The organism is Gordonia sp. 852002-50816_SCH5313054-c (assembly GCF_001665925.1).
Classification (GTDB): Bacteria; Actinomycetota; Actinomycetes; order Mycobacteriales; family Mycobacteriaceae; genus Gordonia; species Gordonia jacobaea.
This window is the reverse complement of the sequence record NZ_LZTE01000058.1, coordinates 28,328-49,386: the sequence shown is the minus strand read 5'-3', so window position 1 is coordinate 49,386 and position 21,059 is coordinate 28,328. Positions and strand designations below refer to the sequence as shown.

General features: G+C 65.8%; 21 protein-coding genes. 13 read left to right on the top strand and 8 right to left on the bottom strand.

Going from position 1 to position 21,059, the window contains the following annotated elements:
* Positions 1–25 precede the first annotated feature (25 nt).
* Both A5788_RS14060 and A5788_RS14055 read right to left on the bottom strand, forming a co-directional pair.
* Positions 26–442, bottom strand: a complete 417-nt coding sequence (locus tag A5788_RS14060; RefSeq protein ID WP_064864609.1) for a type II toxin-antitoxin system PemK/MazF family toxin — start codon at positions 440–442, stop codon at positions 26–28.
* Positions 439–1,122: an alpha/beta hydrolase family protein gene (locus A5788_RS14055; protein WP_064864611.1), complete on the bottom strand. Its 684-nt coding sequence runs from the start codon at positions 1,120–1,122 to the stop codon at positions 439–441. The genes A5788_RS14060 and A5788_RS14055 overlap by 4 nt, the downstream gene beginning before the upstream one ends.
* Between A5788_RS14055 and A5788_RS14050 the strand changes: the two genes are divergently transcribed.
* From A5788_RS14050 to A5788_RS14000, 11 genes are all read left to right on the top strand, one after another.
* A complete protein-coding gene (locus A5788_RS14050; RefSeq protein ID WP_064864613.1) occupies positions 1,121–1,570 on the top strand; it encodes a hypothetical protein in 450 nt (149 codons plus the stop codon). The genes A5788_RS14055 and A5788_RS14050 overlap by 2 nt on opposite strands.
* A gap of 143 nt (positions 1,571–1,713) precedes the next feature.
* Entirely contained in the window at positions 1,714–3,597 is a 1,884-nt protein-coding gene (gene lepA / locus A5788_RS14045; RefSeq protein ID WP_039855239.1) for a translation elongation factor 4, read from the top strand.
* A 4-nt stretch (positions 3,598–3,601) separates the two neighbouring features.
* The gene (locus A5788_RS14040) at positions 3,602–5,641 is read left to right on the top strand and encodes a M3 family metallopeptidase (RefSeq protein ID WP_064864615.1); all 2,040 of its coding nucleotides are present in this window, start codon (positions 3,602–3,604) and stop codon (positions 5,639–5,641) included.
* Positions 5,642–5,751: 110 nt separating this feature from the next.
* A complete protein-coding gene (locus A5788_RS14035; RefSeq protein WP_082938110.1) occupies positions 5,752–6,354 on the top strand; it encodes a TetR/AcrR family transcriptional regulator in 603 nt (200 codons plus the stop codon).
* A 57-nt stretch (positions 6,355–6,411) separates the two neighbouring features.
* Positions 6,412–7,338, top strand: a complete 927-nt coding sequence (locus tag A5788_RS14030) for a cation diffusion facilitator family transporter (protein ID WP_064864618.1) — start codon at positions 6,412–6,414, stop codon at positions 7,336–7,338.
* Positions 7,339–7,448: 110 nt separating this feature from the next.
* On the top strand, positions 7,449–8,825 hold the full coding sequence (locus A5788_RS14025; protein WP_064864620.1) for an APC family permease: 1,377 nt from the start codon (positions 7,449–7,451) through the stop codon (positions 8,823–8,825).
* 179 nt (positions 8,826–9,004) lie between these two features.
* The gene (locus tag A5788_RS14020) at positions 9,005–9,205 is read left to right on the top strand and encodes a hypothetical protein (protein ID WP_049698351.1); all 201 of its coding nucleotides are present in this window, start codon (positions 9,005–9,007) and stop codon (positions 9,203–9,205) included.
* A gap of 241 nt (positions 9,206–9,446) precedes the next feature.
* Entirely contained in the window at positions 9,447–10,523 is a 1,077-nt protein-coding gene (locus tag A5788_RS14015; RefSeq protein WP_197494615.1) for a sulfate ABC transporter substrate-binding protein, read from the top strand.
* Entirely contained in the window at positions 10,520–11,419 is a 900-nt protein-coding gene (gene cysT / locus A5788_RS14010) for a sulfate ABC transporter permease subunit CysT (protein WP_082938109.1), read from the top strand. The genes A5788_RS14015 and cysT overlap by 4 nt, the downstream gene beginning before the upstream one ends.
* Positions 11,416–12,345, top strand: coding sequence for a sulfate ABC transporter permease subunit CysW (gene cysW / locus A5788_RS14005; RefSeq protein ID WP_049698350.1), 930 nt, complete (start codon positions 11,416–11,418; stop codon positions 12,343–12,345). Before cysT ends, cysW begins: the two co-directional genes overlap by 4 nt.
* 1 nt (position 12,346) lies before the next feature.
* Positions 12,347–13,342, top strand: coding sequence for a sulfate/molybdate ABC transporter ATP-binding protein (locus tag A5788_RS14000; protein WP_005205094.1), 996 nt, complete (start codon positions 12,347–12,349; stop codon positions 13,340–13,342).
* 27 nt (positions 13,343–13,369) lie between these two features.
* On the opposite strand, the gene A5788_RS13995 is transcribed toward A5788_RS14000, so the two are convergent.
* Genes A5788_RS13995 through A5788_RS13975 form a run of 5 tightly spaced genes read right to left on the bottom strand, consistent with a single transcriptional unit; the run spans position 13,370 to position 18,909 of the window.
* The gene (locus A5788_RS13995) at positions 13,370–14,101 is read right to left on the bottom strand and encodes a sirohydrochlorin chelatase (RefSeq protein WP_064864622.1); all 732 of its coding nucleotides are present in this window, start codon (positions 14,099–14,101) and stop codon (positions 13,370–13,372) included.
* Positions 14,098–15,408, bottom strand: a complete 1,311-nt coding sequence (locus A5788_RS13990) for a sulfate adenylyltransferase subunit 1 (protein ID WP_064864624.1) — start codon at positions 15,406–15,408, stop codon at positions 14,098–14,100. Before A5788_RS13990 ends, A5788_RS13995 begins: the two co-directional genes overlap by 4 nt.
* Positions 15,408–16,352 (bottom strand): sulfate adenylyltransferase subunit CysD, encoded by a 945-nt coding sequence (gene cysD / locus A5788_RS13985; RefSeq protein ID WP_064864626.1) that lies wholly within the window; start codon positions 16,350–16,352, stop codon positions 15,408–15,410. Before cysD ends, A5788_RS13990 begins: the two co-directional genes overlap by 1 nt.
* Positions 16,349–17,098: a phosphoadenylyl-sulfate reductase gene (locus A5788_RS13980; RefSeq protein ID WP_064864628.1), complete on the bottom strand. Its 750-nt coding sequence runs from the start codon at positions 17,096–17,098 to the stop codon at positions 16,349–16,351. Before A5788_RS13980 ends, cysD begins: the two co-directional genes overlap by 4 nt.
* Entirely contained in the window at positions 17,095–18,909 is a 1,815-nt protein-coding gene (locus A5788_RS13975; RefSeq protein WP_049698345.1) for a nitrite/sulfite reductase, read from the bottom strand. The genes A5788_RS13980 and A5788_RS13975 overlap by 4 nt, the downstream gene beginning before the upstream one ends.
* On the opposite strand from A5788_RS13975, the gene A5788_RS24080 reads away from it, so the two are divergent.
* The gene (locus A5788_RS24080; RefSeq protein ID WP_197494610.1) at positions 18,908–19,087 is read left to right on the top strand and encodes a hypothetical protein; all 180 of its coding nucleotides are present in this window, start codon (positions 18,908–18,910) and stop codon (positions 19,085–19,087) included. The genes A5788_RS13975 and A5788_RS24080 overlap by 2 nt on opposite strands.
* A gap of 229 nt (positions 19,088–19,316) precedes the next feature.
* Positions 19,317–20,525 (top strand): radical SAM family heme chaperone HemW, encoded by a 1,209-nt coding sequence (hemW, locus tag A5788_RS13970; RefSeq protein ID WP_442902840.1) that lies wholly within the window; start codon positions 19,317–19,319, stop codon positions 20,523–20,525.
* On the opposite strand, the gene A5788_RS13965 is transcribed toward hemW, so the two are convergent.
* On the bottom strand, positions 20,512–21,033 hold the full coding sequence (locus A5788_RS13965; protein ID WP_064864630.1) for a MarR family winged helix-turn-helix transcriptional regulator: 522 nt from the start codon (positions 21,031–21,033) through the stop codon (positions 20,512–20,514). The two genes, hemW and A5788_RS13965, sit on opposite strands and share 14 nt — an antisense overlap.
* Positions 21,034–21,059: the final 26 nt, after the last annotated feature.

The following is a 21,059-nucleotide window of genomic DNA, read 5'->3' as shown; positions in this document are numbered from 1 at the left end:
TATAGCGTGACGGGCCGCGAGCGATCTACCGCCAGCCGTAGTCGCGCCGCAGCCGGTCGGCGACGGCGTCGAAACGCTCCTCATCGAGGATGGCGCCCTCGCGTCGAATTCCGTGTTCGAGGACGTACAGCACGCGGTCGAGGCGGATGTAGCTCTCGCGGTGTTCGTCGTCCCAGACGCCGGTCCCGAGTTCCATCCAGTTCGGGTCGTCGCGGTGGTAGTCCTGGCTCGAGAGCATGAGGCCGAGGAGATGCGTGTGCTCTTGGTTGTTGTCGCGTCCGACGACCAGCACCGGACGGTCCTTGCCCTTGCTCGGATCGTCCTCGTAACGCACCCAGGTCCAGACGATCTCGCCGGGATCGGCCGCGCCGTCGAGGTCGGGGGAGTAGACGATCTCGCGGGCCGCCTCATGGGTGGGGCGCACCCGCGTGCGAGCGGTCATCGCGTCGGTCCGTTCAGGATCAGGTCGTCGACGGCGTCGGCCGCGAGCTGAGCAGTCGGTTTCTTGTCGGGTTTGAGGTCGTGCCCGGTTTTCTCGATCTCGACGAGCCGGGTCGGCGCGGCAATGAGCGCGATGGCGTCGGTGATTTCCTCCGTCGTCGCGAAGGGATCCGACGCCCCGTGCACGATCACCGTCGGTACCGTGATGTCGCCGAGGTGCTCGGTGCGTGCGCGTTCGGGTTTGCCGGGCGGATGCAACGGATACGACGACAGCAGCAGCCCTGCCGCGCCTGTGGCGGCACCATCCTCCGCGACGACCATCGACGCCTGCCTGCCGCCGTACGAGTGGCCACCGAGGACGAGTGGACCGTCGGATTCGGATGCGAACAGCGCGGCCGCCTCTCGGATGCCGTCCCGATCGCCTGCCGCACCCGACGGGCTGGGCGGACCCTTGGGCCTGCGCTGCCGGTACGGCAGATCGATACAGGCGACGAACAGCCCGCGGGCGCTGAACTCGGCGCCGTAGGCCCGCATGATCGCGGTCTGCCGGTTGCCTCCCGCGCCGTGCGCCAACACGAGCACCGCGCGAGGTGGGCCGTCCGGACGGTAGATGTCTGCGACGACGCCGTCGCCGGTGAAGGTCTCGGGACTCACGGCGTCCACGTTATAAGTTGCAGGCATGAGAGCCATACGAGTGGCGTGGCTTGCGATGGCAGTGGCGGCTCTTGGTTACGCGGTGGCGTGCGGGTTCATGCCGGTGGGCGAGGTGACGGTGAGTTGCGGCAAGAGCGGCGAACTGTCGGTCGCCGGTGCGCACGCCGGCGCCACGTGTGAGGACTCGATCTTCGCTGCGCTCGGTCCGCGCAGGCTGATCGAGATGGGGGTGCTGCTGGCGTCACCTCCACTGATCGCCGCGGTCGCGCTGCGCGTCTGGGTCTCATGGCTCGTCGTGCCCGCGATGGCCGTGCTGGTGTTCGTCGGCGTCGCGAACTGGGCTGACTTCTGGCTCCTGCTCTCGTTAGGCGCGCTTGTGCTGCTCGTCGCATCGATCGTCGTTGCGACGGCTCATCTCGCCGTGCGCGCACGCCGGGATTCGCACCGTGCTCGGGGCGCCGCAGCGGGTATGTGACCGAATCCGACCAGCGCGAGCTGACCGGATCGAGTGGACTGGCTCGCTCCGACACTTCTCTCGCAACCCGGCCCCGACCCGCCGACGGCCCGCCGTGAGAAACTGGATACGACGACCCACACCCGCATCGCACTCGAGTATTGGTGCGCACCTGTAGGAGCAGTTCGATTCCCACCTTCGCCGACACCACGTTCACCGATCCCAGCCGGATCCGGAACTTCTGCATCATCGCGCACATCGACCACGGCAAATCGACGCTGGCCGACCGGATGCTGCAGCTCACGGGCGTGGTCGCCGAGCGGGACATGCGCGCCCAGTACCTCGACCGCATGGACATCGAGCGCGAGCGTGGCATCACGATCAAGGCGCAGAACGTGCGCCTGCCCTGGAAGTCCGACGGTCCCGACGGCCCGCAGACCGACTACGTGCTGCACCTCATCGACACTCCTGGTCACGTCGACTTCACCTACGAGGTGTCGCGTGCGCTCGAAGCGTGTGAGGGTGCCGTTCTGCTCGTCGACGCCGCGCAGGGCATCGAAGCGCAGACACTCGCGAACCTGTACCTGGCGATGGACAAGGACCTGACCATCATCCCGGTGCTCAACAAGATCGACCTCCCTGCCGCCGACCCCGACCGCTATGCCGAGGAGATCGCGCACATCATCGGCTGCGAGCCCGACGACGTGCTGCGCGTGTCCGGCAAGACGGGTGCGGGCGTCACGGAACTGCTCGACGAGGTGATCAAGCTGGTGCCCGCGCCGCAGGGCGACCCCGATGCGCCCGCGCGCGCCATGATCTTCGACTCCGTCTACGACACCTACCGCGGCGTGGTCACCTACGTCCGCGTGGTCGACGGCAAGATCGTCCCGCGCGAGAAGATCGCCATGATGTCGACCGGGGCGACGCACGAGCTGCTCGAGGTCGGCATCGTCTCGCCGGAACCGAAGCCGACAAAGGGTCTCGGCGTCGGCGAGGTCGGCTACCTCATCACCGGGGTGAAAGACGTGCGGCAGTCGAAGGTCGGCGACACCGTCACGACCGCGCGCCACGGCGCCACCGAGCCGCTGACCGGCTATCGCGAACCGCGCCCGATGGTCTACTCCGGCCTCTACCCGCTCGACGGCTCCGACTATCCGGTGCTGCGCGACGCTCTCGACAAACTGCAACTCAACGACGCCGCGCTCACCTACGAGCCGGAGACGTCTGTCGCGCTCGGCTTCGGCTTCCGCTGCGGCTTCCTCGGACTGCTGCACATGGAGATCACCCGTGAGCGGCTCGAGCGCGAGTTCGACCTGAACCTGATCTCCACCGCACCCAACGTCGTCTACCGGGTGGTCATGGAAGACGGCTCCGAGTCGATCGTCACCAACCCGTCCGACTGGCCGGAGGGCAAGGCACGCCACATCTACGAGCCGATCGTCAAGACGACGATCATCGCGCCGAGCGAGTTCATCGGCGCGATCATGGAGCTGTGTCAGTCACGGCGCGGTGAGCTCGGCGGCATGGACTACCTGTCGGAGACACGCGTTGAGATGCGCTACACCATGCCGATGGCCGAGATCATCTTCGACTTCTTCGACTCCTTGAAGTCGCGCACCCGCGGGTACGCCAGCCTCGATTACGAGGAGGCGGGCGAGCAGGAAGCCGACCTCGTGAAAGTCGACATCCTCCTCCAGGGCGAGGCGGTCGACGCGTTCAGCGCGATCGTGCACCGCGACGCCGCGTTCGGCTACGGCAACAAGATGGCCACCAAGCTCAAGGAACTCATTCCGCGGCAGCAGTTCGAGGTGCCCGTGCAGGCGGCCATCGGATCGAAAATCATTGCGCGCGAGAACATCCGGGCGATCCGCAAGGACGTGCTCGCCAAGTGCTATGGCGGCGATATCAGCCGAAAGCGCAAGCTGCTCGAAAAGCAGAAGGAGGGCAAGAAGCGGATGAAGACCATCGGTCGGGTCGACGTCCCGCAGGAGGCGTTCGTCGCCGCACTCTCCACCGACTCGATGGGCGACAAACCGAAGGGCAAGTGAGGTCATGGGTACAACCAACGTGAATCCCGTTCTCGCGCAGAGCGATCTACCGCACGGCCTGCCCGACTTCGCCTCGATTTCCGACGACGACTTCCTGCCCGCGTTCACCGACGCGATGGCATCGCAGTTGGCGGAGATCGACGAGATCGCGAACAACGCGGAGCCGCCGACGTTCGGCAACACCGTCGAAGCTGTCGAGTTCTCCGGACGCGATCTCGCTCGCGCGGCCGGCATCTTCTTCAACCTCGTCGGTCCGGACACCAACCCGAGACGCAACGAGATCAGCCGCGAGCTGTCGACGCTGCTGACCGATCACCAGAACACCATCGCCATGAACCCCGTTCTCTTCGAGCGTATTTCGAAGGTGCACGGCGACGCCGACGACCTCGACCTCGACGAGCCGCGGCGGCGGCTACTCGACAAGCACTATCGCGGCGCGGTGCGCGCCGGTGCGGGTCTGTCGCCCGATCAGCAACAGGAGATGCGCGAGATCTCGTCGCGACTGGCCCTGCTCACCACGACGTTCTCGCAGAAGATCCTCGACGACTCCAACGATTCGGCAGTGTTCGTCGACGACGCATCCGCGCTCGACGGTATGTCGGCCGGTGAGATCGCCGCCGCGCGTCGCGCCGCCACCGAAGCGGGACACGACAGTGGATATCTGATCGCCCTCGAACTGCCGACCAGCCAGAGTGTCCTCACCGAACTGACCGACGGCGCTGTTCGACGCCGCGTCTTCGAGGCATCGATCAACCGCTGCGCTCGCGGAAACGACAACGAAACAACCGAATTGGTGTTGGAGATCGTGCGGCTGCGCGCCAGGCGTGCGGAGTTGCTCGGATACAGCGATCACGCCGACTACGTGATCGCGGAACAGACCGCACCGTCGGCCGAGGCCGTCGACGACCTATTGCGGGAACTCAGCGAGTCGGCGATGCGAGCGGGGGAGCGCGAACTCGACGACTTGCGGGTCCTCGCGGGCGACGCCGAGATCGGTGCCGCGGACTACACGTACTGGCTCGCGCGCGCGGCACGGTCGAAATCCGATGTCCCGCTTGATGATTTCGCCGACTACTGCGAACTCGAGACGGTCCTGACCCGCGGGGTGTTCTACGCGGCCAACGTGCTCTACGGGCTGCGTTTCGTCGAGCGTCCTGAACTGCCCGCCTACCATCCCGACGTTCGTGTGTGGGACGTACTCGACGAGAGCGGGCGCAGCATCGGCCTGTTCCTCGGCGACTACTTCGCACGCCCGTCCAAACGCGGTGGGGCATGGATGAACAGCATCGTCGACCAGTCGACGATGCTGCAGACACAGCCCGTCGTGGTCAACGTATTGAACCTGACGAAGCCCGATGACGGTGAGAAGTGCCTGCTGACCGTCGATCAGCTCACCACCCTGTTCCATGAGTTCGGTCATGCCCTGCACGGGTTGCTCTCGGCCGTCGACTATCCGTCGCAGTCGGGTACGTCGGTGCCGCGCGACTTCGTCGAATTTCCGTCGCAGGTCAACGAGATGTGGGCGCTGCACCCGTCTGTCCTGGCCAACTACGCGCGCCACCATGAGACCGGCGAACCCATTCCCGCGGAGCTCGCCACGGCGGCACGCGAGTCGGCGGGAACCGAATCTGCCCACGGCACAATCGAATACCTGGCGGCATCCGTCCTCGACCTCGCGTGGCACCAACTCGACACCGCGCAGGCCGAGGCGATCACCGACGTCGCGGGCTTCGAGGCGCAGGCGCTTCGTGCGGCGGGCATCGGGACCGACTTGATCCCGCCGCGCTACCGGAGCACCTACTTCAACCACATCTTCGGCGGCGGCTACTCGGCCGGCTACTACTCGTACATCTGGTCGGAGGTCCTCGACGCCGACACCGAGCAGTGGTTCTTGTCCGAGGGTGGCCTGCAGCGCGAGAACGGTCGACGATTCGCACAGTCGACGCTGTCTCGGGGAGACAGCGTCGACCCGCTTGTCGCGCACGAGGAATTGATCGGACGCAAGCCCTATATCGAGCCGTTGTTGGCGCGGCGCGGGCTGTGACGGCGCTTGCCCCGGGCGGCGGCGCCGACTGATCTGACCCGGAGGATCGGTGCGTGAGCTGGGGTAGGTTGGGGTTCGACGGGTGTTGATGCGGCGGGAGGTGTATCGCGATGGCGGCCGCTGCCCCCATGCCGACGCGCAAGGACGCCGTACGGAATCGTAAGAAGATTCTTGTCGCAACGGGCGAAGTGCTGCGCGACGACTATGAGAACGTCAGCATTCCGGTGATCGCGGAGCGCGCCGGAGTCGGCACCGCGACGGTCTACCGCTACTTTCCCTCGTTGGAGACGCTCGTCCGTGAGTATCTGCAGGGTGTGATCGTCGAACTGCGTGACTACAGCCAGGATTCGACGAAAACCGGCACGGCGCTGTTCGAAGACGTTGTCGCTCAACTCGGTCGGCTTCTTGTGATCAACGGTCCCGCAATGGTCCGGTTGCGTCGGCCGGTGGGCTTCCTCACCCGACTTCGCGAGGGCGACCCGACGATCCAGACGGTACGTGACGCCTGGGAGCGTCCGATTCGGGCGGTATTGCGCAGCAAGGGAATCGACGACTCCCACTTCGATCACGCGTTGTTTCTCTATAACCAGATGTTCGATCCACGCGAGGTACTCGATCTCTTGGCCAGCGGCCTGTCGCTGGACCAGACGATGCGTCTGCTGACGTCGGCGTACTACGGCGCCCTCGACGGGATGGTCGCTGCGGAGATCTGACGTCGCTGCCCGGTTCAATGGCGGCGCGAGTCGCCCGTCCTGTGGTCCAATTGGTCAGTGGCGAATGCATCCGCAACTTCGCGTCCTGATCTGACGCGGTACGCGCTCCTGAGCATTGTCACGGCCTTGGTCGTGATCGTGATGAAGCTGATCGCATGGCGCGTCAGCGGGTCGGTTGGTCTGCTCTCCGACGCACTCGAATCGGTGGTCAACCTCGCTGCCGCGATCGCCGCATTCTTTGCGCTGCGGGTGGTCGCGAAACCCGCTGACGCAGAACACAATTTCGGGCACGCGAAGGCCGAGTACTTCTCCGCGGTGTTCGAAGGCATCCTGATCGTCGTGGCGGCCATCGCGATCATCGTGGCCGCGGTGGATCGGCTCCTGCATCCCGCCGAACTGGAGGCGGTGGGACTCGGACTCGCCATCTCGGTCGCCGCAACCGTGCTGAACGGTGCCGTCGCGGTGATCCTGCTCCGGGCGGGCAGGCGCTATCGCTCGATGACTCTCGAAGCCGACGGCAAGCATCTCCTCACCGATGTCTGGACCACTGTCGGCGTCATCGTTGGCGTGTTCCTTGTTGCGGTCACCGGCTGGCTGCCGCTCGACTCCATCGTTGCCATCCTCGTCGCGGTGAACATCATCGTCGTCGGGGCGCGACTCATCTGGCGCTCGGGTGACGGGCTTCTCGACGCCGCGCTGCCCGCCGTCGACCTCACGACGGTCAACGACGTGCTCGACCGGTTCCGTACCGACGAGGTGGCATTTCACGATGTGCGCACACGCGAATCGGGACACGAGCGGTACGTGCAGATGCACATGCTGGTGCCGGGGGTGTGGAGCGTCGACCGTGCCCACGATGTGTCCGAGCGCGTCGAAGACGAACTGCACGCTGCCCTCGATCATCTGCGGGTGAGCATTCATATCGAGCCGATCGAGGATCCGCGCGCGTACGAGTCGTGGAGATTGGACTCAAACCCGCACTAGCGCAACCGTTCCCGCAAGGGCCTGCCAGTGAGAATAAGCTGTGCAATACTGCATCGCATGACTCGCAGTGTTGACCGCGTCACTGCTGATCGGCGGCGGGACCTACGTCGATGACCCACAAGGATTCTTCCCGAAATGGTTCGTCACAGAACGGCTCCTCGCAGAAGGCGTCCATCACGGTCGCGTCGGCGACGGCCATCGGCGTTGGCGGGATGATGGGTGCCGGTCTCTACACACTCGTCGGACTCGCCGCGACCACAGCGGGCGTGTGGATTCCGGTGGCGTTCCTCAGCGGTGGTCTGGTCTCACTGTTCAGCGTGTACTCGTATGCCAAACTGGGCGCTCGGTTTCCGAGTCGCGGCGGCGCGGCGCAATTCCTGATCCGCTGTTTCGGCGACGGTGTCATCGCGGGCGGGCTCAACATCTTTCAGTTCCTCGGCTGGATCATCGCGATGGCCCTGTATGCCTCCGGTTTCGCGGGCTATGCACGGCACCTACTGCCCTTCGATACGCCGGACTGGTCGGGCAAGGCCATCGGCGTCGGGCTGGTCATCGTGTTGATCGGTGTGAACGCAATCGGGTCAAAACTCGTTGGCAGATCTGAGATGTTTGTCGTAGCGATCGAGGTGGCCATCCTCGTCGCATTTGTGGTCGCGGCGTCGTTCAAGGCAGATGGGTCGAACTTCGAGCAGAGCGGTGGAGAAGGTGTGATCGGCATCTTCTTCGCTGCCGGTCTGCTCTATGTCACCTACGAGGGATTCGGCGTCGTGACGAACTCCGCAGGCGACATGAAGAACCCCGCCAAAGAGCTTCCGCGTGCCATGTATCAGGCGCTGTTCATTGTGATCGTCATCTATGTCGTGATCAGCTCTCTGATCGTCATGGTGATGACGCTCCCCGAGATCGAGGCGAACCAGGGCCATGTGCTTTCCGACGCCGGGCGTGCGGTGCTCGGACAGGTCGGGTTCATCGTGATCGGTGCCGCAGCGCTGCTCGCCACCGCATCCGGCGTCAACGCCACGTTGTTCGGAGACGCCAACCTTGCCTTCACCGTCGCCAAGTCCGGTGAGATGCCTGCCGACTTCGCGCGTGGGGTGTGGCGCAGCGGTACGTGGGGACTCTTGATGGCTGGTGCGCTCACCTGCGCATTCGTCGTCTTCTTTCCGCTGTCGTCGGTCGGGCAGATGGCGAGTCTCGCCTTCTTGATCGTCTACGGGGCGGTCAGCGTCGGCCACATGCGGGTCCGTCACCAGACGGGCGCAAAGGCATGGCTGTTGATCGCGGCGGTCACCCTCAATCTCGCGTTGTTCTGCCTTCTGCTCGGATACGCGATCCACACCGGACCCGCGAGTACGTGGATCACCCTCATCGTCGTACTGATTGCGAGCTTCGTCGTGGAGATCGTGTATCGGAAGGTGACGCACCGGAGCTTGCGCCTGGAGACCGCGCCCGCGTCTGGTGACGCAGGCGCGGCGGCCGCGAGCTGACCCACTCGGGCAGAGGGGGAGTGAGCCGGTCCGGCGCATTTCGATACGATCGAGTGGCCGCGTGAACGCGGCTCTCGACTCGAGCTGGTTTCGCGATGCGATGGTGAAGCCTCGAGCGCGGAATTCGAATCACACTGATCCAAACTCGGCGGAGGCCGGGCAGACGCGAGGAGACAGGCATGGACAGCTTCCTCGCGTGGTGGGATTCGGTGGAGGAGTGGCTCACCGGATTGTCGTTCGTCCCGCAGCTCCTGGTCACTCTCGCAGTGGTGGTCCCAGTCGCAATCGGCATCGCACTCATCCTGAATGTGCTGGTCGAAGCCGTGATGAACGTGTTCGATCGTCGACGGTTCGCCGACGACGACGGAAAGGGGCTGTGACCGCAATGATGAAGTCACGGGTGACCTGGGCGCTGCTGGCGCTCATCGTTCTCGTCGTGCTCGCCTGGCTCCTCACGCGCTGATCCGCCCGGACCGACTGCGAGGCGTCGGATCTCGTCTTGGGGGAGGCGCTCGGCGTTGCTAGCGTGATCCTGCTCCGGCCGCGACGTCCCGCGAAGCCGGGAATCATCGTGGAGGATCCGTGAGTCCAAGTCTGGCCCGCAGATGGCGCCTACCAGTTGTGGCGTGCTTACTAGCGCTAACTGTTGCACTGGTCGCCGGATGTGGTGGCGGCTCGACGGACACTCCTGACGGTGTCGACATCTCCAGCGGAAGCCGTCACCTCGATCTCGTCGCCTACGCGACTCCCAAGCCTGGATTCGACAAGATCATCCCGGCCTTCCGCGCAACTCCCGAGGGCAAGGACATCGGCTTCTCGGCGTCGTACGGGGCATCGGGTGACCAGTCGCGCAAGGTCGCTCGCCACGTGCCGGCGGACGTCGTCAACTTCTCCGTCGAACCCGACGTGACGCGCCTGGTCAAGGCGGGACTCGTCGACGAGGACTGGAAGAAGGCCGAACCGCACAACAGCATCCCGTTCGGCTCGGTCGTCGCACTCGTGGTTCGCAAGGGCAATCCCAAGAACATCCACGACTGGGACGACCTGCTCAAGCCGGGTGTTCAGGTGATCACCCCCGACCCGGGCAGTTCCGGCTCGGCGAAATGGAACCTGCTCGCGCCGTATGCGGCGAAGAGCGAGGGCGGCAAGAATCCGCAGGCCGGACTCGACTACGTCGGCGACCTCGTGCGCGACCACGTCAAGGTGCGCCCGAAGTCGGGACGTGAGGCGACCACCACGTTCCAGCAGGGTCAGGGCGACGTGCTGATCAGCTACGAGAACGAAGCGATCATGCTGCAGCGCAAGAACGCCGGAGCGGTGGAGAGTTCACAGGTCGAGTACCTGATTCCGCCACAGACGTTCAAGATCGAAAATCCTGTCGCCGTGGTCAACACGTCGAAGGACCTGCCGGCGGCCAAGGCTTTCGTCGACTTCCTGTTCACCGATGAGGCACAACAGATCTGGGCAAAGCAGGGGTTCCGTCCGGTCGTGCCTTCGGTGATCGCCGAGACGAAACCCCTTTTTCCCGGCGACATCACGAAACTATGGACAATCGACGAACTCGGTAAGACCCTGGGTAAAGGCACCGCGGCCAAGAACAAGGGCAAAGACCTGAAGGGGTGGAAAGCCGTGGACAACGCACTCTTCGGCACCAAGGGCTCGATCACCAAGATCTACAATGAAGGCGGCAAGCAATGACCGCCGCGGGAGAGGTCGCGAGCGCTCCCGACAACGCGTCGGTGCAGCACGCAGCGTCGTCGAATTCGCTGCCGCCCAAGGGATTTCTCGGTCGCTCACGGACCTTCGCGGGTGTGAGTCCCGCGGCAATCGGTACGGCGTGGCTCTGGCTGAGCATCATCGTCCTGCTGCCGCTGGCCGCCATCACCGTTCAGTCCTTCGACGACGGCTGGAGCGGCTTCTGGGATGCGGTCACTGCGGAGAACGCGATCGATGCGATCTGGATCACCGTCCTCGTCTCTATCGTTGCCGCCCTCATCAACGTCGTGTTCGGCACCATCATCGCCTGGGTGCTGGTGCGAGATGACTTCCGCGGCAAGGGCTTTGTCAACGCGATCATCGATCTACCGTTCGCACTGCCGACCATCGTGGCCAGCCTCGTGCTGCTCTCGCTGTACGGGCCGAACAGTCCAATCGACATCCATCTCGCGGCGACGAAGCCCGCGTTGATCATCGCGCTGACGTTCGTCACGTTGCCGTTCGTCGTCCGCCAGGTGCAGCCGGTGTTGATCGAACTCGACACCGACGTCGAAGAGGCCGCGGCGGTTCTCGGGGCACGGAACGGCACCATCTTCCGCAAGATCGTGCTGCCCTCGCTGCTTCCCGCGATCCTCACGGGTGCGGGCCTCGCATTCACCCGTGCGATCGGTGAGTTCGGTTCTGTCGTCCTCATCGGCGGAAACATCCCCGGCGACACCCAGGTCGCCTCGCAGTACATCCAGCAGCAGATCGAGATCGACGAGCCGGTCAACGCCGCAGCCATCTCGGTCGTACTCCTGCTGATCGCCTTCGTCGCACTTCTGGTGCTGCGTATCGTCGGTCGGCGCCAGACCAAGCGTGAGGAACTGGACCGATGAAACTATCGGCGACGACCCGCTACGGGCTCCGCACCATCGCGCTCGTGTACCTGTTCGTTCTCCTGATCGTTCCCGTGGCACTGATCTTCTGGCGGTCCTTCGAACACGGCCTCGGCCAGTTCTGGGAATGGATCACCACGCCGGCCGCGATCTCGGCGTTGCAGCTGAGCCTGCTCATCGTGGTGATCGTCGTGCCGTTGAACGTCATCTTCGGCATCATCATCGCGTTGGCGCTCGCCCGAGGTCGATTCCCCGGCAAGGGCGTTCTGCAGGCCGTCGTCGACCTCCCGTTCGCGGTGTCACCCGTGGTCGCGGGCGTCGCGCTGATCCTGCTGTGGGGATATGGGGGGTGGTTCGGCGGTGTCGAGAGCTTGGGCTTCCGCGTCATCTTCGGCTTCCCTGGCCTTGTTCTGGCAACGCTCTTCGTCACACTGCCGTTCGTTGCGCGTGAGGTGGAGCCGGTCCTCCGCGAGATCGGTACCGAGCAGGAACAGGCGGCCGCGACCCTGGGCGCGAGCGGGTGGCAGACCTTCTGGCGGATCACGCTTCCCGCGATCCGCTGGGGACTGACCTACGGCATCGTGCTGACGGTCGCACGCTCGCTCGGCGAGTACGGCGCCGTGACGATGGTGTCGTCGAACTACCCCGGCATCTCGCAGACGCTGACGCTGCTCGTGCATTCCCGCTACACCGACGACTACAACGAGTACGGCGCCTACGCCGCCGCGACGCTCCTGATGCTTGTCGCGGTGCTCGTGCTTGTCGCGATGTCGTTCGTCGATCGACGCGCACGGAACCGCTACGCGGAGGCGAGTACGACCACCGGCGACGACGAGGTCGAACCCGACGACATCCACCTGACCCCGCCGTATGCTCCCGAGTCCATCGATTCGCAACAGGTGCTTCACGAGAAAGAAAGAGTCTGACATGTCCATCTCGGTGGTTGGTGCCAATAAGCGATACGGCGATTTCGCCGCACTCGACGATGTCTCGATCGAGATCCCGGCCGGTTCTCTCACCTCACTGCTCGGTCCGTCCGGCAGCGGTAAGTCGACGCTCCTGCGCGCGATCGCAGGTCTCGACGACCTCGACTCGGGGACCATCGTCATCAACGGTGACGACGTTTCCGGCGCGTCGCCGCAGAAGCGCGACATCGGCTTCGTGTTCCAGCACTACGCGGCGTTCAAGCACCTGACGGTGCGCGACAACATCGCGTTCGGACTCAAGATCCGTAAGCGCGCCAAGAAGGACATCGACGCCAAGGTCGACGAACTGCTCGACATCGTCGGACTCACGGTCTTCCAGAAGCGTTTTCCCGCGCAGTTGTCCGGCGGACAGCGTCAGCGTATGGCGCTCGCGCGTGCGCTGGCCGTCGACCCCAAGGTGCTGCTGCTCGACGAGCCGTTCGGCGCGCTCGACGCCAAGGTGCGCGAGGATCTGCGAAAGTGGTTGCGCCGCTTGCATGAGGACATGCAGGTGACGACGGTCCTCGTCACGCACGACCAGCAGGAGGCGCTCGACGTGAGCGACCGGATCGCGGTGCTCAACAAGGGCAAGATCGAGCAGATCGGCGCACCCGATGATCTCTATGACCGCCCGATCAACCCGTTCGTTGCGTCGTTCCTCGGCTCTACCGTGCGACTCAACGGAGAGCTGGTGCGCCCGCACGACATTCGTATCGGACGCAACCCCGAACTCGCGCTTCCCGCGGCCGATGCCTCACTCGACACCGGCGTCATCAAGGCGACGGTCCAGCGCGTGGTGAACCTCGGATTCGAGACCAGGGTGGAGCTGGTCGCCGCTGCGACCGGTGACGAGTTCCAGGCGCAGATCACCCGCGGCGACGCCAACGCGCTGCACCTGCAGCAGGGGGAGACCATCTACGCCCGTGCGACGAAAGTGCCTGCACTCAGCGAGGTGTGAGAGTGTGAGGGCGCGGCGGCCGGCGACTCAGCTTGCGGCAGAGTCCATGTCGACTGCCGCGGCGGCGCATGCGCGGCGATAGCTGTCGACGACCGCGTCGACAAGCACCGGATGCGTTCCGATCGGACCTGCGACGACGGCGTCGGAGACCAGCCGATCGAGCGCGGTCTCCACGCGTTCGGTGAGCAGTCCCGCCGACAAGAAGTACGGACTCAGCGCGATGCGTTCCGCTCCGGCGGTGCGGAGTCGTCGAATCGCGTTGCGCAGCATGATGTCTCCGGTGCCCAGCTTCGTCGCGAACACCACGTCGACCGGACGGTGCAGGCGTGTCGACAACTCGATGGCGCGTCGTCGAACCACATGTGCGGCAGTGGGATTCGTCGAACCGACCGCCGTCACGACGATGCCGTCGCCGGGCTGTGCGCCCGCCTCGTCGAGTCGATCCGCGAGTGCGTCGGTCAGTCGGTACGCTCCGACGACGTCGGTGGTCGTCACACTCGCTCGACGGTGCTCGGCCACCAGGGCAGGCAGGTCGACTTCGCTGTGGTAGCCGGGCGCGAGAAGTAGCGGCACGACGACGCACTCGCCCCGCAGTGCCGCCAGTTGTGCTGCGACAGAAGGGGTATCGAGATCGAGGAAGCCGAGCTGGACGTCGACGCACGGTAGTCTGCGTGCCACGACTGACCGTACGCGTCGTGCGGTGTCGCCGAAGCGTGGATCGCGGCTACCGTGCGCGACGAGGAGCAGTGTCGGTGTCACACCAACTCTTTGAGGTGCAGCGTCGACAGCGCGTCGCCCACCAGGCCTGCCGCGAGGGTGTTGCCGCCCTGCGGATCGATCAGCAGGAAGCTGCCCGATTCGCGACTCACCTGGTAGTCGTCCGCGGGGATCGGCTCCGCGGTCTGCACCGTTATACGGCCGATCTGGTTGAGCTCCACGGTGTCCGGGGCGTCGACGAGTGTGAGGTTCTGCTCGTCGAACAGGGCGTCGAGCCCACCGACAATGGCCTGCGTGGTCTTGGTGCCGTGCTTGAGGAGTAGCCGCGCGCCGGGACGCAGTGGCTTCTCGGCCAGCCAGCACACCGTCGCGGTGAACTGAGCGATCGGCTCCGGGGCGTCGGCAACGGCGGCGATGAGGTCGCCGCGCGAGATGTCGACGTCGTCTGCGAGCAGCAGGGTGACGCTGCGGCCGGTGTGCGCCGTTGCCAATTGGCCGTCGGCGGTGTCGATCTGGGTGACGGTGGTGCGCACGCCGGAGGGCAGAACGGTGACCTCGTCGCCGACGGACACACGCCCGGCGGCGATCTGTCCGGCGTATCCGCGGTAGTCGGGGTACTCGGGGGTGCGCGGTCGGATGACGTACTGCACGGGGAAGCGGAGTCCGACCTCGTCGTGGCGTTCGACGGCGTTCGGCACGGTCTCGAGATGCTCGATCAGCGTGGGGCCGTCGTAGAACGGCGTGTTCTCCGAACGGATGGCGACGTTGTCGCCGTGCAGTGCCGACACGGGAATCGAGGTCACCTGCTCGGGCGACCAGCCGAGCGTGCGGGTCAGCTCACCGAACTCCGCGGAGATGTCCGCGAACACCGACGCGGCGTCGTCGACGAGGTCGATCTTGTTGACCGCCAACACGAGCTGCGGCACACCGAGCAACGCCATGACCGCGGCGTGGCGGCGCGTCTGGGAGACGACACCATTGCGGGCGTCGACGAGCAGCATGACCAGCTGGGCTGTGGACGCGCCGGACACCGTGTTGCGGGTGTACTGGACGTGGCCCGGGGTGTCGGCCAACACGAAAGACCTTGCGGGCGTGGCGAAGTAGCGATACGCGACGTCGATGGTGATGCCCTGCTCGCGCTCTGCTCGCAGACCGTCGACGAGTAGCGAGAGGTCGGGTCCTTCGAGACCGCGGTCGACCGATGCCTTGGTCACGGCGTCGATCTGGTCTGCCAGCACCGATTTGGTGTCGTAGAGGAGTCGGCCGACGAGCGTGGACTTGCCGTCGTCGACGCTGCCCGCGGTCGCGATGCGGAGCAGGTCGGGGACGTGCTGGGTGGTCGATGCCATCAGAAATATCCTTCGCGCTTGCGGTCTTCCATGGCGGCTTCGGAGACGCGATCGTCGCCACGGGTTGCGCCGCGTTCGGTCAGTCGGGACGCGGCGACCTCTGCGAGGACCGCGTCGTTGGTTGCGGCATCGGAGAGCACCGCGCCGGTCGTCGAGCCGTCGCCGACGGTGCGGTAACGCACCGAGAGTCGTTGCACCTCTTCGCCTTCGCGCGGGCCACCCCACGAGCCGGACGTCATCCACATGCCGTCACGGTTGAAGACTTCGCGCTCATGCGCGTAGTAGATCGGTGGGAGCAGGACCTGCTCACGCGTGATGTAGCGCCACACGTCGAGCTCGGTCCAGTTGGAGAGCGGGAAGACGCGCACATGCTCGCCCGGAGCGTGGCGACCGTTGTAGAGGTTCCATAGTTCGGGGCGCTGACGCTTGGGGTCCCACTGGCCGAATGCGTTGCGCAGGGAGAAGATCCGCTCCTTGGCGCGCGAACGCTCCTCGTCGCGACGGCCTCCGCCGAACACCGCGTCGAATCGGTTCTCGGTGATGGCGTCGAGCAGGGGAATGGTCTGCAACGGGTTACGCACGCCGTCGGGGCGCTCGGTGAGCCTGCCGTCTGCGAGGTAGTCCTCGACCTTGGCGACGTGCAGTCGCAGATTGTGCCGCTCGACGACCTGGTCGCGGAACTCGAGAACCTCGGGGAGGTTGTGGCCGGTGTCGACGTGGAGCAGCGAAAACGGAAGTGGCGCAGGCCAGAAGGCCTTGAGTGCCACATGCAGCAGCACCGTCGAGTCCTTGCCGCCGGAGAACAGGATCACCGGGCGCTCGAACTCGCCTGCCACCTCGCGGAAGATGTGGATGGCCTCGGACTCGAGTGCGTCGAGAGTGGTGAAATCGTCCGGTTCGGTCACGGCACGTCCTGCGCTCGCTGAGGGTTCGGTGATGGTCATGCGTGGAGCCCACATTCTGTCTTGGCGCGACCGGCCCAGCGGCCGCTGCGCGGATCGGATCCGGGTTCGGGTTTCGCGGTGCACGGAGCGCAGCCGATCGACGGATAGCCCTCGTCGACAAGGGGATTGACGAGGACGCCGTTGGCGTCGATGTAGTCCTGCATCTGCTCGTCCGACCACGCGGCGATCGGGTTGATCTTGACGAGACCGAATCCCTCGTCGAACGAGATGAGCGGCGCGTTGGCGCGTGTCGGAGCCTCGACGCGTCGGATGCCCGTGACCCACGCGTCGTAGTTGCCCAGGCCTGCCTTCAGCGGAACCACCTTGCGCAGCCTGCAGCACTCGCCGGGATTGCGGGCGAAAAGGTTGCGGCCCAGCAGTTCATCCTGTTCGGCGACGCTGTGCTGTGGTGTCAGGTTGATCATGTCGACGCCGTAGACCTGCTCGACGGCGGCGCGCGTGCCGATGGTCTCGGCGAAGTGGTAGCCCGTGTCGAGGAACAGCACCTTCACCGGGTCGCCGTCGAGCAGGGCGCGGTCGACGTGCTTGACGGCGAGATCGACCAGCGCGGCATCCTGCATGTTCGACGCGACGACGAAGTTGTCGCCGAACGTCTCTGCCGTCCAGCGCAGCAACTCCTCGGGAGTCGCGCTGTCGCCGAGTTCGGCTGCGCCGCGCGCAGCGATCTCACGCAACTCGTCCTCGCTGAACCGCCGTCCGGTTCTGCTCTGGGTGCTCGTCGTCATCGCAATGCCTCCTCGTCGGCCCGCACTGCCCACTGTGCGAACCGCTCTCCTTCTTCGCGTTGGTCGACGAAGTTGCGGACCACGCGTTCGATGTAGTCGCCGAGCTCGGTGGATGTCACCTTGTGCTGGCGCAGTTTTCGGCCGAAGCCCGCATCCTGGCCGAGGCTGCCGCCCAGGTGTACCTGGAAGCCCTCGGTCTGTCCGCCGTCGGCGTCCTCGACGAGCTGGCCCTTGAATCCGATGTCGGCGATCTGTGAACGCGCGCACGAGTTGGGGCAGCCGTTGATGTTCACGGTGATGGGGACGTCGAGCTCGGAGTTGATGTCTGCCAGGCGTTCCTCGAGTTCGGGAACGAGGACCTGCGAGCGCTTGCGCGTCTCTGTGAACGAGAGCTTGCAGAACTCGATTCCACTGCACGCCATCAGGTTTCGACGCCAATTCGACGCGCGTGCGACGAGTCCGAGCTTGGCCAGATCGGCGATGAGCTCCTCGACCTTGTCGTCGGCGACGTCGAGCACGACGAGCTTCTGGTACGGCGTGAACCGGATGCGGTCGGAGCCGACGCGCTCGGCGGCGTCGGCGACAGCGGTGAGCTTGGTGCCTGTCACGCGCCCCGCGATGGCCGCGAACCCGACAGCGTTGAGGCCGTTCTTGAGCTTCTGCACGCCGACGTGGTCACGCGGCTGCGTGAGCGGGGTGGGGGCAGGGCCGTCGATCAGCTTGCGGTGCAGGTACTCGTCCTCGAGCACCTGGCGGAACTTCTCGATGCCCCAGTCCTTGATGAGGAACTTCAGCCTGGCCTTGGCGCGCAGACGGCGGTAGCCGTAGTCGCGGAAGATCGACACGACGCCTTCCCAGACGTCGGGAACCTCGTCGAGCGGAATCCACGCACCGACACGCTGAGCGAGCATCGGGTTCGTCGACAGCCCGCCGCCGACCCAGAGGTCGAGGCCGGGGCCGTGCTCGGGATGCTCGACACCGATGAAGGCGATGTCGTTGGTCTCGTGACTGACGTCCTGCAGACCTGAGATGGCCGTCTTGAACTTGCGGGGCAGGTTGGAATACTGCGGATCGCCGATGTAGCGGCGCACGATCTCGTCGATCGCGGGGGTCGGGTCGAGGACCTCGTCGATGGCCTCGCCCGCCAGCGGGGACCCGAGGATGATGCGCGGGCAGTCGCCGCACGCCTCGGTGGTCTTGAGGCCGACGCCCTCGATGCGCTCCCAGATCGTCGGGACGTCCTCGATGCGAATCCAGTGGTACTGGACGTTCTCACGGTCGGACAGATCGGCGGTGTCGCGGGCGAACTCGGTGGAGATCTGGCCCAGCGTGCGGAGCTGTTCGACGTTGAGGGCTCCGGCGTCGCACCGGATGCGCATCATGAAGTGGCTGTCTTCGAGGATGTCGATGTTCTCGTCGCCGGTCCAGGTGCCGTCGTAGCCCTGCGCGCGCTGCGTGTAGAGGCCCCACCAGCGCATCCGGCCGCGCAGATCCTGTTTGTCGATCGAGTCGAAGCCCTGCTTGGAGTAGATGTTCTCGATGCGGGCGCGCACGTTGAGCGGGTTGTCGTCCTTCTTGACCTGCTCGTTGGGGTTCAGCGGCTCGCGATACCCGAGCTTCCACTGGCCCTCCGCGCGACGCTTGGTCGGGCGGGGCTTGCGAGCGGGGCGGTCGCCGTTCTGCGCACGGGGGGTGCGGGCAGGACGTTCGCGGGTCGTGCGGCGATCGCCGTTCTGACCCGACGCGCCGTCACCGGGCTGCTCGTTCGAGCCTGCACCGCTGTCGGGCGTGATGTCTGTCGTGGACGTCATGAAGTCTCCTGATGCCGGGCGCACGGGCACCGGCTTTCGCGCGGTCTGGGCTGTGTCTGGGCGGTTCCGTGTGGGCGCAACGGTGGTGTTCCGTCGGGCGACACCGTCGGTGTTCCACCGGGTATCTGCCGGCATTCCCGCAGCGTGCGGGGAACTCTCGGGGCCGGTCGTCGTCTAAGGACGACAGCTAGCGCTACAGACGCGCTTGAAATCGACGTGGCGTCGTGCTGCGAGCCACACCCCGGGGAAATTCACGCCATCCATAGTGCCACGGGAGGGCACCCGTCGTCTACTTGCACTTATTTTGCGTCATGCTGAGGCAAAGTCGGCCGACGGCCTGCCCCGCACAGAAGTCGACGTGAGGCGGCGAGCATCATGGACGGGTGGATGTCGAGACGATTGTCGAGCTGCGGGGCGATGCGCCCGCTCGCGTGACCGAACCGATCGTCGATGCGTGTTCTCGGGTCGATCCGGATACCGGGTTCGGCCTGTACCTGCATGTGCCGTTCTGTGCCACGCGCTGCGGGTATTGCGATTTCAACACCTACACGGCGGGGGAGCTCGGCTCGTCGTCCTCGCCCGAGTCGTGGCTCGCGGCGGTGGGCCGCGAACTCGACACCGCGGCAGCCCTGCTGAGTCCCCGACGCCCCGTCTCGACGATCTTCGTCGGCGGCGGGACGCCGTCGCTTCTCGGAGCCGACGGCCTGCGGCGACTGCTCGACGCCGTGCGCGGACGCTTCGATCTCGCCGCCGACGCCGAGATCACGACGGAATCCAACCCGGAGTCGACGTCGCCCGCGTTCTTCGACGGTCTGCTCGAGGCGGGATTCACCCGGATCTCGCTGGGCATGCAGTCGGCCGCTCCGCACGTGCTCGCGACACTCGATCGCACCCACACGCCGGGACGGGCGGTCGCAGCCGCGCGCGAGGCGTCGGCAGCGGGATTCGAGCACCTCAACCTCGACCTCATCTACGGCACGCCCGGTGAGACGGACGCCGACCTGCACCGCAGCGTCGACGCCGTCCTCGACACCCCTGTCGACCATGTCTCGGCGTACGCGCTGATCGTGGAGGACGGCACAGCGCTCGCACGTCGAATCCGCCGCGGCGAACTGCCCGCGCCCGACGACGACGTGCTCGCCGACCGCTACGTTCTGCTCGATCAACGACTGCACGACGCCGGGTTCGACTGGTACGAGGTCTCCAACTGGTCGCGCACACCGGCGGGCGAGTGCCGGCACAACCTCGGCTACTGGCGCAGCGACGACTGGTGGGGAATCGGTCCCGGCGCCCACTCGCACGTCAACGGTGTGCGCTGGTGGAACGTCAAGCATCCCGCGCGCTATGCGCGTGCCCTGGAGATGGGCGGTCTTGCCGTCGACGACTCCGAGACGCTCACGGCGACCGATCGGCACGAAGAGCAGGTCATGCTCGCGCTGCGCTGCCGTGAGGGACTGCCCACCGAGGTCCTCAGCGAGGGCGAGTTGGTGGCGGCGGAGCGCGCACGCGCGGCGGGGCTGTTGCGCGACGACGACGCAGAGCGACTCGTGCTGACCGACCGCGGCAGGCTCCTCGCCGACGGCGTGATTCGCGACATCCTGCTCATGGACGGTTGAGCGAACCCGGGGGTGCGACGGCCGCGTCAGGGGTGCCGGCGTGGTCGTCGGGTCGAATGTGAGCGATCAGGTCGAGTGACGTCGCAACGCCGAGGTACCCGCGAGGTCCCAATTCCTCGACAACCGCACGCTCGAGCGTTGCCTCGGCGTCGAGGATCGGCGCCACCGTGCGCCGTCCCCGAGCACTGAGATGCACGACGACCCGACGTCGATCGGCGGGATCGGCGCGGCGATAGACCAGGCCGTTCGAGACCAACTGATCGACGATGCGCGTCGCGGTGGCCGCCGGCACCACCGCGGTCTGCGCGAGATCGCTCATGGTGCGGCCCCCACCCGCCTCGAGGACGCTGAGGACGCGCCACTGCTCGGGCGTCACACCCGCCGCCGACAGCGCCTCCGAGATGCCGGATTCGACGCTGCGCGCCGCGCTGAGCAGGCGTAGGAGTAGCGGGAGCTCGGCTTCGTTCGCGCGCCGCTGCGTCGATGCGCGTGTAGTCTTGCGGCTCATATGCAGGCCGCGATCGCGGATGTCAG